General features: G+C 35.2%; 11 protein-coding genes and 1 rRNA gene. 4 read left to right on the top strand and 8 right to left on the bottom strand.

The features are described from left to right. From BJ095_RS17910 to dnaA, 8 genes are all read right to left on the bottom strand, one after another. A 16S ribosomal RNA gene (locus tag BJ095_RS17910) occupies positions 1-91 on the bottom strand; the annotation flags it as partial. A gap of 548 nt (positions 92-639) precedes the next feature. After that, positions 640-1,734, bottom strand: coding sequence for an HD-GYP domain-containing protein (locus tag BJ095_RS17905; protein WP_107937747.1), 1,095 nt, complete (start codon positions 1,732-1,734; stop codon positions 640-642). Positions 1,735-1,976: 242 nt separating this feature from the next. After that, positions 1,977-4,511, bottom strand: coding sequence for a DNA gyrase subunit A (gene gyrA / locus BJ095_RS17900; RefSeq protein ID WP_107937749.1), 2,535 nt, complete (start codon positions 4,509-4,511; stop codon positions 1,977-1,979). A 281-nt stretch (positions 4,512-4,792) separates the two neighbouring features. Next, entirely contained in the window at positions 4,793-6,721 is a 1,929-nt protein-coding gene (gene gyrB / locus BJ095_RS17895; RefSeq protein WP_181418118.1) for a DNA topoisomerase (ATP-hydrolyzing) subunit B, read from the bottom strand. Positions 6,722-6,928: 207 nt separating this feature from the next. Beyond that, positions 6,929-8,041 carry a DNA replication/repair protein RecF gene (gene recF / locus BJ095_RS17890; RefSeq protein ID WP_107937750.1) on the bottom strand — a complete coding sequence of 371 codons (1,113 nt, stop codon included), beginning with the start codon at positions 8,039-8,041 and terminating at the stop codon, positions 6,929-6,931. Further along, positions 8,042-8,269, bottom strand: a complete 228-nt coding sequence (yaaA, locus tag BJ095_RS17885) for a S4 domain-containing protein YaaA (protein ID WP_107937752.1) — start codon at positions 8,267-8,269, stop codon at positions 8,042-8,044. It abuts the gene before it with no gap. 298 nt (positions 8,270-8,567) lie between these two features. Beyond that, positions 8,568-9,704, bottom strand: a complete 1,137-nt coding sequence (gene dnaN, locus BJ095_RS17880) for a DNA polymerase III subunit beta (RefSeq protein ID WP_107937754.1) — start codon at positions 9,702-9,704, stop codon at positions 8,568-8,570. 169 nt (positions 9,705-9,873) lie between these two features. Beyond that, entirely contained in the window at positions 9,874-11,220 is a 1,347-nt protein-coding gene (gene dnaA / locus BJ095_RS17875) for a chromosomal replication initiator protein DnaA (RefSeq protein ID WP_107937756.1), read from the bottom strand. A 630-nt stretch (positions 11,221-11,850) separates the two neighbouring features. Here dnaA and rpmH point away from each other — a divergent pair. The 4 genes from rpmH (at position 11,851) to jag (ending at position 14,203) form a co-directional block, all read left to right on the top strand. Next, complete coding sequence (gene rpmH, locus BJ095_RS17870; protein ID WP_036200974.1) at positions 11,851-11,985, top strand: 50S ribosomal protein L34; 135 nt, start codon at positions 11,851-11,853, stop codon at positions 11,983-11,985. 164 nt (positions 11,986-12,149) lie between these two features. Then, a complete protein-coding gene (gene rnpA, locus BJ095_RS17865; protein WP_107937758.1) occupies positions 12,150-12,494 on the top strand; it encodes a ribonuclease P protein component in 345 nt (114 codons plus the stop codon). Between the two features lie 168 nt (positions 12,495-12,662). Then, a complete protein-coding gene (gene yidC / locus BJ095_RS17860) occupies positions 12,663-13,433 on the top strand; it encodes a membrane protein insertase YidC (protein ID WP_107937760.1) in 771 nt (256 codons plus the stop codon). Next, entirely contained in the window at positions 13,430-14,203 is a 774-nt protein-coding gene (gene jag / locus BJ095_RS17855) for an RNA-binding cell elongation regulator Jag/EloR (protein WP_107937762.1), read from the top strand. Before yidC ends, jag begins: the two co-directional genes overlap by 4 nt. Positions 14,204-14,349: the final 146 nt, after the last annotated feature.

Raw genomic sequence — 14,349 nt, 5'->3', positions numbered from 1 at the left:
GAAAAGCAAGCTTTTCTAAAGTCCGCTCGACTTGCATGTATTAGGCACGCCGCCAGCGTTCGTCCTGAGCCAGGATCAAACTCTCCATAAAAGAGGAAATTTGATTAGCTCAAATTTTATACCGGACATTATAAATGTCCGATAAACATCTGCTGGCATCAATTTTGATGTCCAAAATTTTGTTTCTCTAATTTAATAGAAGAAACTATATTCATTAACGTTTTGTTGTTCAGTTTTCAAGGTTCATAGCGTGTCACCTCTTGGCGACTTACTTATAATAACAAGTATTTCACCTAACGTCAACACTTTATTCAAAAAATATTACTTTTCTACAAAAACTTTTAACACGGCTGATTAATTATAAATATTACTACTTTATAAGAAGTCTTTCTAATTAACAAAGCCTATATGGATATCAAATCTTTTGAGTTAACGAATGCGGACTATCATTCTCTTTACTCTTTGAATAGTCTTATTAGCTGAAGTTAACCTTAAGATGCATTTAATTTTCTCAATGAACTACATCTCGAACTCAGACTTCTAAACTCTCATCTTCTACTTCCTTCTCGCTTTATCATTTTAAAGACATACCCACATACAAAAAGAGCACAAGAAGATTGCCTCTTCTCATGCTAATTTCTATCTGTTTATAACTTGGGTGATATATAGGTTTCTTTGTTTAGATAAGTCGATAATTTCACCTGTATTAATGAGCTTTATTAGTGGTCTTGTCGGTGTGTAGCTGTTACTAAACATAATTTCTCCGACCTCTAAGTTTGATAACTCAATTGTAGTACCAATTGGAAGACCAGCGACTAAGTCTACTAATGCTTGAACAATCTTAATATCAAACTTGCCGAACTCAGATTCCTTAATCATTTCGATTACTTTAAATGGCGATTCCTTTGAACGATAAACACGTTCACTTGTCATAGCATGGAAAGTATCTGCGATTGCAATTATTTGTGAAAAATTAGAGATTTTCCCAAGCTTTAGCCCTTCCACATATCCGCTACCATCTAATCGCTCATGATGCTGATAAATTGCAAGCTTCATTTCTTCCTTCATAGCTGGTAATGTTTCAATCATTTTAAAACTGAATATTGGGTGCTGGCGAATTAAAAAAAACTCTTGCTCTGTTAAAGTTCCCTTCTTATCACGCACGTGAGGAGGAATCTTTGCCATACCACAATCAGCTAGTGCCCCCGCAACAGCCATTTGTAGAACAAAGCCTCTTTCATAACCCAGTTTTTGTGTAATAATCGCACTAATTAAGCCAGTAGCAATACAATGATGGTATAAATAATCTTTTGTGTTCGATAAACTATTAAGCTTAAAAAGAATGGAGCGTTCCTCTTGAACTTTATCGATTAGAGGCAAAATAATCCCTCTTACCTTGGTAATATCAATTTTCGATCCAGATTCCCAGTCAAAGAATATTCTCTTAAATTCCTCCACGGCATCTAAATAGATTTTTTCAAATGTCATTACAGGTTTAGGTACTTCTATGTTCATAGTATTACCTGTTAAATCATCTATTTGTTCTGGTTGGTTTTCGGCTTCTTCTACCAATACAGGCACCTTAAATATATGAAATACCTTTAGGACATCTAAAATTTCATTGGTAATTTTTGTATTTTTATAAATAATAGGATACTTGGTATTCGCAAAAATATCCTCTGCTATAACCTTTCCTACTCTTAAATTATTGCTATTTACGTATGTAGTTTCCAAACTAAAACCTCTTCTCTGTTTAAGTTTTTAAGAAGCTAATAGAGGCATGAACTAAGTCACTTTTAAAATTTTACTGATGGACTTAATAAAATTATACTACACTTACTATCTTTCTTAATAATGGAAATTATAAATTCTATAATATATTGACTATTAAATTTATGTAATATCAAGGGCTATCAAATTTTAGCATAATAAAAACCAGAAACCTAAAAGTAAGTTTCTGGTCCTTTATCTATTTGTTATTCATCATCTGAATTTAAATCTGAAGACTCTAGATCTACTTCATCAGTTGTTTCTTGTTCAGTAGTATGATCTAATTCTTCATCTTCTATCTCGTCGTCTTCTTCATCCTTTTTCACACGAGCAACTGTTGCAACAAGCTCCTCACTGCCTAGACGAATTAAACGGACACCTTGAGTACTACGTCCAATAACCGAAATATCATTAACATCCATACGAATCAAAATACCATTGATTGTAATAAGCATAATGTCTTCCGTACCATCTACTGTTTTCACAGCACACATCGGACCGTTTTTATCTGTAATTTGGATTGTTTTTAAACCAACACCACCGCGACTTTGTAAACGGTATTCAGATTCTGGAGTTCGTTTTCCATAGCCTCTTTCAGTGACAACTAAAATTTCATGTCCTGGTTCAATGATTTCCATTCCAACTACGTAATCACCTTCACGCAGCTTGATACCACGTACACCGGATGCAGTACGACCCATCGAGCGAATCTCTTCTTCTTTGAAGCGGATTAGCATTCCATCATGTGTTCCAATAATGACATCTTTAGTTCCATCCGTTAAGCGAACAGAGATTAAATCGTCCTCATCATGAAGATTGATGGCAATTAAACCACTTGTACGAATATGTGCAAATTGAGAAAGCTGTGTACGTTTTGTAATACCTGTTTTCGTAGTAAAGATTAAATACATATCGTCTTTGAATTCGTCAACACGAATCATCGCCGTCACTTTTTCTTCTTTTTCTAAATTCAACAGATTTACGATTGGTAGACCCTTAGCTGTACGACCAAACTCAGGAATTTCATATCCTTTTGCACGATATACTTTACCTTTAGTCGTAAAGAATAGAATTGTATCGTGAGTCGAAGTGAATAGTAAATGTTCTACGAAATCATCATCATGTGTTCCCATTCCTTGAACACCACGACCACCACGTTTTTGACTACGATACGTATTCGAAGCAAGTCTTTTTATGTAGCCATTATGCGTTAAAGTAAGTACAGAATCTTCACGTGGAATTAAATCTTCGTCTTCAATCATTTCTAATCCGCCAGCAGTAATTTCTGTACGACGTATATCATTGAAGCGCTCTTTAATTTCTGTTAATTCTGTTCGGATAATTTCAATGATTTTACCCTCATCAGCTAAGATTTCTCTTAACTTAGTTATTAAAGCTTGAAGCTCTTGGTATTCATTTTCAATTTTTTCACGTTCTAATCCACTTAAACGAACAAGACGCATATCTAAGATAGCTTGTGCTTGACGGTCCGTTAAGTTAAATCGTTCCATTAAGACTGGTTTTGCTTCATCACCAGAACGAGATGAACGGATAATTGAAATGATTTCATCAATATGATCTAAGGCAATTCTTAACCCCTCTAAAATATGAGCTCGATCTTCTGCTTTCTTCAGCTCAAATTTTGTACGACGAGTGATTACTACTTTTTGATGCTCCAAATAGTGATATAGAACTTCTTTTAAGCTCAATACTTTTGGTTGACCATCAACTAAAGCAAGCATGTTCACACCGAAATTGGATTGCATAGCTGTTTGTTTATATAAATTATTTAAAATTACATTGGCATTGGCATCTTTACGGATTTCCATCACAATTCGCATACCACGGCGATCGGATTCATCACGTAAATTGGTAATGCCGTCAATTTTTTTATCTCTAACTAGTTCAGCAATTTTTTCGATTAATCGGGCTTTGTTTACTTGGTATGGAATTTCGTTAACAATAATTGTTTCTTTTCCATTTGCTTTTGTTTCAATTTCTGCCTTCGCACGGACTGTAATTGAACCACGACCTGTTTCATAAGCACGACGAATACCACTGCGTCCTAAAATTACTCCGCCTGTTGGGAAATCTGGACCAGGGATAATTTCCATCAATTCTTCTGTAGTGATTGCAGGGTTTTCAGATAATGCAATAACAGCATCGATTGTTTCACCTAGTTGGTGTGGAGGAATGTTTGTTGCCATCCCTACAGCAATCCCTGATGCCCCATTTAATAATAAGTTCGGAATACGGGCTGGTAATACAACTGGTTCTCTTTCATTACCATCATAGTTATCTTGATAGTCAATTGTATCTTTGTTGATATCTCTCAGCATTTCCATCGTAATTTTCGACATACGAGATTCGGTATAACGCATTGCGGCTGCACCATCACCATCGACAGAACCAAAATTCCCATGGCCATCAACAAGCATATAACGATAACTAAAAGGCTGTGCCATACGTACCATAGCATCATAGATAGATGAGTCACCATGTGGATGGTATTTACCCATTACATCCCCAACAATACGGGCACTCTTTTTATAGGGCTTATCGGATGTATTCCCTAATTCTTGCATTCCATATAAAATACGACGGTGTACAGGTTTTAAACCGTCACGTACATCTGGTAGTGCACGTGAAACAATAACACTCATAGCATAGTTTAAAAATGATGTTTGTACTTCTTCACTAATTTTTATTCCTTTTACACCTTCGTGTTGACTTTCAGACACAAGGAAGACCTCCTTTTAAAACGATCATATCAAATACACCCTGGCGTACTACCATCCAGATTTTCATACGAGCTAAAGGCCTGCGCGAGACGCAGGATAGTTAGCCAGTGAACACAAGACCTGTGTCAATTCTTGGCTAACCTCCTCTTTAAATCCTCTTTAAAAATCGAATGTACCCGCAAGAGGTTTAACTCCATTCAGCAGAGGTTATCTCACTGATTGTAGTACCTTTAGCGTTCATTACACCACTTATAGAAGTTGAAAATTCATACTGAATAAAGTTAAATATCTAAGTTCTGTACATAAACTGCATTTTCTTCAATAAATCGTCTACGAGGCTCAACCTCATCTCCCATTAACTCTTGGAATATTTCATCGGCTCTCATTGCATCATCTAGCTCCACCTGTAAAAGTGTACGATACTCTGGATCCATTGTTGTATCCCATAATTGCTCAGCATTCATCTCACCTAAACCTTTGTAGCGTTGAACAACTGGTTTTGGTGTACTTCCTAAACGATTTAATACTTCTTGAAGCTCCTCATCTGAATAACAATATTCGACATGCTTACCTTGTTTAATTTGATATAAAGGTGGTTGGGCAGCATATACGTATCCAGCTTCGATTAATGGACGCATGAATCTAAAGAAGAAAGTAAGTAATAAAATACGGATGTGTGCACCATCTACATCGGCATCAGTCATGATAACAATTTTATGATAACGTGCTTTTTCTAAATCGAATTCTTCACCGATACCAGTACCAAAGGCTGTAATCATGGCACGAATCTCAGCATTCGATAAAATACGGTTTAAATTTGCTTTTTCAACATTTAAAATTTTTCCGCGCAACGGCAAAATTGCTTGGAAATAACGGTCACGACCTGATTTTGCTGAACCACCCGCAGAGTCACCCTCTACGATATAAATTTCAGATTCAGATGGTGTTGTTGATGTACAGTCTGCAAGTTTACCGGGTAAACTTGAAATTTCTAAAGCTGATTTTCGACGTGTAAATTCACGAGCTTTTTTCGCTGCAACACGTGCGCGAGCAGCCATTAAGCCTTTTTCAATAATTTTACGTGCAACTGATGGGTTTTCTAACATAAAACGTTCAAAGCCTTCAGAGAATAAGGAATTCGTAATTGAGCTTACCTCTGAGTTTCCTAGCTTCGTTTTTGTTTGTCCTTCAAATTGGGGCTCTGGATGTTTAACGGAAACAATCGCAGTTAACCCTTCACGTACGTCTTCACCTGAAAGATTCGTATCCGAGTCTTTTAACATACCATTTTTACGTGCATAGTCATTAATTACACGCGTAAGTGCAGTTTTAAAGCCAGATTCATGTGTACCACCTTCATAGGTATTGATATTATTGGCAAAAGAATAAATATTTGAAGAGAATCCCTCGTTATATTGCATAGCAATTTCAACTACAATTCCTTCTTTTTCACCCATTACATCAATTGGATCATGAATTGGTTCTTTTGATTTATTTAAATGCTCGACATATTCACGAATGCCACCTTCGAAGTGGAAGCTATCTGAACGTACTTCTTCTTCACGCTCATCTTGAATGGTAATACGAATACCCCGATTCAAATATGCTAATTCGCGAATACGTGTTGCTAAAATATCGTATTCATAAACTGTTGTTTCTTTAAAAATTTCAGGGTCAGCCTTGAAACGCGTAGTAGTACCTGTTTCACCAGAATCACCAATTACCTTGATTGGCTGTACTGTTTGACCGCGTTCAAATTTAATACTATGAAGATGACCATCACGTTTAACGTAAACTTCAGTTTCAACGGATAGTGCATTTACAACAGATGCCCCTACACCATGTAGACCACCTGATACTTTATATCCGCCACCGCCGAACTTACCACCTGCGTGTAAAACAGTCATAATTACTTCAACTGCTGGCATACCCATTTTTTCTTGAATACTAACTGGAATCCCACGACCATTATCTTCTACACGAATCCAGTTATCCTTTTCAATTGCAACAGTAATATGATCACAGAAACCTGCTAATGCCTCGTCAATACTGTTATCCACGATTTCCCAAACTAAATGGTGAAGCCCTTTAGAGCTTGTGGAGCCGATATACATCCCAGGACGTTTACGAACAGCCTCTAAACCTTCTAAAACCTGAATCTGATCGGCATCATATGCTTGTTGTACTTGTTTCTCTTCTAAAGCCACCATATTCACCTACTCTTTCATTACTTCAGTATGTGTCAAAAATAAAAAGCTTTAACAAAATTTCTAAAACTTTCTAAACATAAATTTTAAAATTAGACAAAAATATACAGCCTTTTGCACTTTTTTTCTAAATTACTGTTTAAACAATGTTTAAAACAGATATATAGAATTACAGCATTTAGTTATAGCTGCAAAAAGTATTTATAAATTTTAGCTTTCGATTATACCCTGTTTCACGTGAAACATCTTAGCGTGCTGTATTGTTTCATGATGAATCCCATCTACACTTGTTGTTGTGACAAACGTTTGCACTTCACCTTGAATGGTATTTAATAAATGTGATTGGCGATAATCATCCAACTCAGACAATACATCATCTAAAAGCAGAATAGGTGCTTCCCTTGTTTCTTGCTTAATCAATTCTATTTCAGCAAGTTTTAAAGATAAAGCTGTAGTACGTTGCTGCCCCTGAGAACCATATGTTTGAACATCATAATCATTTACAAAAAATTGTAAATCATCACGATGTGGGCCAACTAATGTAACGCCCCTTTCAAGCTCTCTCTTTTTAACTTCTGCGAGTTTTTTTTCGAGATATGTAGCCATTTCCTCTTCAGACCATTCAGGATTAAGGCCAGTAGTTGCACGATACTTGATCGTTAACTTTTCAAGTCCACGTGATATCCCAAAATGAATTTTTTCAGCCCATTCCTGTAAAAGTTCAATAAATTTAAGCCTTTTACGAATAATTTGGACAGCTGCATGAATATATTGCTCAGTATATATGGCAAATAAAACATCATCGATTTGCTTTTTCCCTTGATTGATCTTTAGCAAATGATTCCGTTGTTTTAAAAGTTTTTGAAATGTAAGTAAATCATGTAAATAGACAGGCGATATTTGACCAATCTCCATATCAATAAAACGACGCCTTATTTGCGGATTGCCTTTTACAACATTAAGATCCTCCGGTGCAAACATGACAACGTTCATTTGTCCGATATAATTACTTAATTTCGTTTGTTCTAAATGGTTTATTTTACCTTTTTTACCTTTTTTGGTAATTGATAGCTCCATTGGAATGCTACCATAACGGTTTTTTACAACACCATCTATTTTACCATAGTCTGCGTCCCAACGGATTAATTCTTTATCGTTACTTGTTCGATGTGATTTCGCCATAGCTAAAACATAGATAGATTCCATAACGTTTGTTTTACCTTGAGCATTTTCCCCGATGAATACATTAATTTTAGGTGAAAAATCTAATTTTAATGTTTCATAGTTACGATAATTTGTAAGCTTTAAATGCTCGATGAACATTTAAATTTCACCGTTCTTATTAACGATGACGAATCTTCCACAGCCAGGTATATTTACAACATCACCATGTCGTAATTTGCGTCCACGTCGTTGATCAATTTCACCGTTTACATAGACATCATTTTCATGAAGAAACCATTTAGACATACCGCCTGAACTAATAGCATCTGTCATTTTCAATGCTTGGCCAAGCGTAATAAATTCTGTATCAATTACAAGTTCATTCAAAGTATTTCATCCTCCGTTACACGTGCATCTATCCATCTATCATACCTAAATTTGAGTAAAAAATCCAAAGAAAGCAGAATAAGTAGCTCATAGAATCGAAATAATAGTCAAAAATTATTAGAAATCCACGATTTACGTATCCTAATTACATATTTACAAAGCTTAACTTTCTAAATCTTGCTTGTGAAATAGGCTTTAAAAATAAAATAGAGCGTCTCTTAAAAGTTGAGACGCCCTACTGGCAGCTTTTTACTACCAAACTTGTAATAATAAATTTTTAATTAGTGGTGTTGAGAAACTAGTACGTTCTAACAGGTAAGATCAACTGTAAAATTGCATCATCATGAACTGAACGTAAAATAAATGGACGCATTGCTCCCGTGAATTGAATCACTACATCTTGTCCATCAATGGCTTTTAAAGCTTCCATCATGTATTTAGCACTGAATGAGATTTTTAAATTTTCCCCTTCAAGTGTTTCTACTTGAATTTGTTCCTCTACTTTACCGATTTCTGGTGAGTTCGATGAAATTTCAACAATATTGCCGTCAAATGCTTCAAAGCGAACAACATTATTACGATCTTCACGAGCTAATAAAGAAGCACGGTCAATTGCTTGTAATAATGATTTGCCGTTAATCGTAATATTAGTTTTATATTCTTCTGGAATTAAACGTGATGTTTCTGGGTAATTCCCTTCTAACAGACGTGAGAAAAATAATACATTATCTGCTTTAAATAAAACTTGCTGACTAGTAATAACGATTTCAACAGGATTTGTTGATTCATCAAGAATTTTATTTAATTCGTTTAAGCTCTTACCAGGGATGACAACAGATTTTACATCAGTTGGTAATTGTTCTAGTGATGTTTTTCTTCTTGCTAAGCGGTGACTATCTGTTGCAATACAAATTAATTCATTGTCATTGATTTGCCAATTGACACCTGTTAATACAGGACGGCTTTCAGAAGTTGCTACAGCAAAAACTGTTTCACGAATAATTGCTTTTAATAGATCAGCTGGCATAGCAAATTGTTGATCTGTCGATACTTCTGGTAATAAAGGATATTCTGACGCATCTGATCCAATAAGGTGGAATTCAGATTTACCGGAACGAATATGTGTTTGCAAACCATTTGAAACTTCAATTTCAACATCGTTTGTAGGTAATTTACGAACGATTTCGTTAAACATTCTAGCTTGTAATACAATCGAACCTGTTTCAGAGATATTGATTAATTGATCCCCGTTTTCTTCAACTGGAATGAATGTTTGGATTGTAATATCTGCATCACTACCAGTTAAAGTCATTCCCTCATTTGTTACATCAATTTTGATTCCCGTTAAAATCGGAATAGTTGTTTTAGAACTTACGGCTTTCATGACATTGTTTAATCCGTCTAGTAAACGATCTCGCATAATATCAAATTTCATCGTTATACCTCACTTATTAATAATATTATTTTTAAAAGATATTAATAGATATAGTAATAGGGGCTGTGGATTTGTGTATAACTTATTCAAACACGCTTGAAATAAAGGTATCCACATGTTGATAAGTTGTGGATAAAAATGTGTAGAATTCTAGTATTTATCCACAAGTTTATTTACCTAATATACTACGAATTTGTTTAATATCTTGCTGAAGTAGTTGATCTTCTTTTAATAGTTTCACTATTTTTTCATGAGCATGAATGACTGTCGTATGATCCCGTCCTCCAAATTCTTCGCCGATTTTAGGTAAAGAGAAATCGGTTAACTCTCTTGATAAAAACATAGCCACTTGACGTGGGAATGCAATGGATTTTGTACGTCTCTTCGCTGTGAAGTCTTCTAATTTAATATTAAAATGCTCTCCTACAGCCGTTTGAATATCCAAAATCGTAATCATTCGTGGTTTTGAATTTGGAATAATGTCTTTTAATGCAGCAGCAGCAAGGTCAGTAGATATATCTTGATTAACTAAAGACGAGTAAGCTACTACACGAATTAGAGCACCTTCTAATTCACGAATATTTGTATCAATTTGATTAGCAATATAGTGCATTACTTCGTTTGGTATATTTAGTCCGTCCGCCTTTGCCTTTTTACGAAGAATGGCAATACGCGTTTCTAAATCTGGTGGCGTAATATCTGTAATTAGCCCCCATTCAAATCTAGAACGAAGACGATCTTCTAATGTTGGAATCTCCTTTGGTGGTCGATCACTAGAGATAACAATTTGCTTTGATTCGGTATGCAGAGTGTTAAATGTATGGAAAAACTCTTCTTGAGTAGATTCTTTTCCAGCTAAAAATTGAATATCGTCAATTAGTAAAACATCAACATTTCGATATTTATTGCGGAAATCTACTGCTTTGTTATCACGAATCGAATTAATAAATTCATTCGTAAACTTTTCTGATGATAAATAGACGACCTTTGCATTTGGATTATGCTCTATCACATAATGGCCAATAGCATGCATTAAATGGGTTTTACCTAGACCTACTCCCCCATAAATAAAGAACGGGTTATAGGCTTTTGCAGGTGCTTCAGCTACGGCTAGTGAAGCAGCATGAGCAAAACGATTTCCAGATCCAATGACAAACGTATCAAACGTATATTTTGGATTTAACATTCCTGGTGAAATTTCTGCATGTTCATCGTCATTTTTTGCCTTGATTACCGGAACGGGTAAATCGAGGCTATCATCGTCCTGATCCTTTTGAACAACAAATTTAATTAGCAAGTCTTCACCTGTAAGTTCAGATAAAATGCCCGCGATTAGATGAACATAATGATTTTCAAGCCAATCACGAGCAAATGAGTTAGGCGCGGCAATTGTAACATTAGTACCCTTATAAGAAAGTAATTTTGTTGATTTTAACCACGTCTCAAAGCTTGGTTTTGAAATTTTTTGTTCTACTTGTGCCAGGACATTTTTCCATAATTCTTCTAAATGTTCCAAGCTTTTAACTCCTTTTCATGTATATTTTCCACTATGAAAAAATAAACTACATCTATATAAGATAGAAATCACGGACCTATAATTGTGTTTGCATTTGAAATCCTTGAGATTTTCGCACATTACGGAATGCGCTTTTGACTTTAGTTAGATACAGAAAATATTTTCTTAATGAAGTTAAAACACATACTCACAGCGTGTGGATAACTGTTATCCCAAAGCTGTGTTAAAGTTTGTCCACAAGTTATTAACATTCTGTGGATAATATATTTCCCACGCAACATTTCCACAAAGGAAAACACATTCATCGTAACAAAAAAAGATTGTCATTTCAATAGTTTACGATGCTTATCCACATAACTATTTTTTATTCACCTAAAAGTTGTCCACAGGGTTGGGATTTGTGTAAAAGTTGTCAGTAACTGTTGTGGATAAAAAAATACATAAAAATATTATCCACAAGCACTGTTTATAATAAACATTGTTCCCTGTGGATAATTTTTATACATGAGAAAATAGCAAACAAAAGAGGATTTAAATATTTAATTGACAATGCATTTCTTTTTTTTATATAATGTTATGGTCTGTATGTAGGATAGAAATTAACTTTCATAAATGGAGGTGTCATATATAATGAAACGCACATACCAACCAAAAAAACGTAAACATAGTAAAGTACACGGATTCCGTGCACGTATGAGCTCAAAAAACGGCCGCAGAGTATTAGCAGCTCGTCGTCGTAAAGGAAGAAAAGTATTATCAGCATAAGTCCACTGAACTTCTTCAGTGGCTTTTTTTTTACTGATAAATAGGAAAAGTTAATAGGCAATCAGTATAAGAAAAGCATCGATTTCGTCTATCTAAGCTGGAATCGAGTTTTTCTAATCTTCATTTTTAAAGATAAGAAAGCATTCAGAATAGCAGGTGAAGGAATGAAGAAGCGCCAAAGAGTCAAGAAGAATGAGGATTTTCAGAAGGTATTCAAAAAAGGAAAGTCCTTCGCCAATCGTCAATTTGTCGTGTATTGTTTACCGAAAGAAGATCAACAAGAATTCCGAATTGGGTTATCTGTTAGTAAAAAGATAGGAAAAGCGGTCACTAGAGTTCAAATCAAACGATATATAAGACAAGTGTTCTTGGAGATAAAAGATGAAGTAAGACAAGATATGGACTATGTTATTATCGCCCGAAACCAGGCGGCCACACTCGATTTTCATGATACGAAAAAAAGTATTGAACATGTGCTGAAAATTGCCAAGGTAATTAAAAAGAAGTAAGAGATTAAAATTTATAATTACCTAAGAGCTTTCAATACAAACAGGACCTATAAACGGTAACCGATAATATAGTTAATATACAATTGAAATAATTATAAGTAGAGAGTAAGTGTCTTTACATGGTAAAATAGCAGAAAAAAGTGAATAGTTACTCTAGGAGGATGAAGGTTGAAGAGAAGACATTGGATGATTCTGTCTCTAGTATCTGTAGTATTACTACTTTCTGGGTGTACAGAATTCGATCAGCCAATCTCATCTGAAAGCGAAGGTTTTTGGAATGAGTATATCGTTTGGCCATTAGTATCAATAATTAAATATTTTGCAGAAACATTAGGCTCGTATGCACTTGGGATTATTGTTGTAACAATTATTATCCGTTTAGTGATACTTCCATTAACGATTAAACAAGTAAAAAGCTCGAAAAAGATGCAAGAAATTCAGCCTAAAATGAAAGAGCTACAAAAGAAATATGCTTCAAAGGATGCCGTTACTCAGCAAAAGTACCAACAAGAGATGATGGCAATGATGCAAAGCTCTGGTGTTAACCCAATGGCGGGATGTTTCCCAATGCTGGTACAAATGCCGATATTAATCGGTTTTTACCATGCGATTAGTCGTATGAATGCAACACCAACAATCGATTTAGGAACGTTTCTTATTTTCCCGCTTGCAGAACCAAGTGTTATTCTAGCTGTACTAGCTGGTTTAATTCAATTTGTTGTACTAATGACAGGACCTGCAATGGACAACCCTCAAATGAAAATAATGATGTACATTATGCCATTTATGATTATCGGCTTCGGTATTGTTTTACCAGCTGCCTTATCATTATATTGGGTTGTAGGGAATATCGTTTCTGTGATTCAAAACCTTGCTATTTATAAACCTTGGAATAGAAAAAAATCAGAACCTGCTACAACAGGAGGAGCGAAAAAGTGAAACAAATTACGCAATTAGGCGCAACAGTAGAAGAAGCGATCTCAATAGCGTTACAACAGCTAAGTACTACTCGTGAACAAGTAGAAGTTGAAGTTTTACAAGAAGCGAAAAAAGGATTTTTTGGTTTTGGTGCACGGAAAGCGGAAGTACGTGTCACTGTAAAAGAGGAAGAAATTGCAAAGACAAACTCAATAGATGAAACGGAGAAGCTTGATGATCAGGTTTCTGATACAAATATTGAGGAACAAGCTAAATTAGTTATACAAAAGGTTGTATCTGAAACACCAGTAAAACAAGCAGCTTCAGATGAAGAGCAAGAAGATCCAATTGAATCAGCAAAAAACTATTTAGTTAGTATTGCTAGAGATATGGGGATTGAAGATTTATCGATTGATACACATAAGCAAGGAAAGAACATTTTATTTAAGCTAGAAAGTGAAAAAGCAGCACTTTTAATTGGAAAACGCGGTGCGACATTAAATGCATTGCAGCAATTAGCACAATTAGTTGTAAATAAAAGTGCAAAATCCTTCTTAATGGTCAAGTTAGATGTCGAGAATTATCGCGAACGACGCAAAGAAGCATTAGAAATATTGGCAGAAAGAATGGCGGATAAAGCGATTCATACAGGAAAGAAAGTAACCTTTGAACCGATGCCATCCTATGAACGAAAAGTCATTCATAATGTACTTGCGAATCGCGTTGATATCGAAACACATTCAGAAGGTACAGAACCAAATCGATACCTAGTTATCGAACCAGTAAGATAACAGAAATTATATACAGACAATGGAAGCGGCCCTTTTTAGGGTCGTTTTTTTGTGTGTGCCAGGCATGGCAACTATCTAGGTGGTGAAAGTCCACTGTGGGGGTACACATCGACCAACCACTAAGGAAGCGCAAGGTACTTATCGTG

Origin of the sequence: Ureibacillus chungkukjangi (genome assembly GCF_003217295.1) — a bacterium.
Taxonomy (GTDB): Bacteria; Bacillota; Bacilli; order Bacillales_A; family Planococcaceae; genus Ureibacillus; species Ureibacillus chungkukjangi.
Note: the sequence above shows the minus strand (reverse complement) of the source record. Positions and strands in the feature narration are given on the sequence as shown.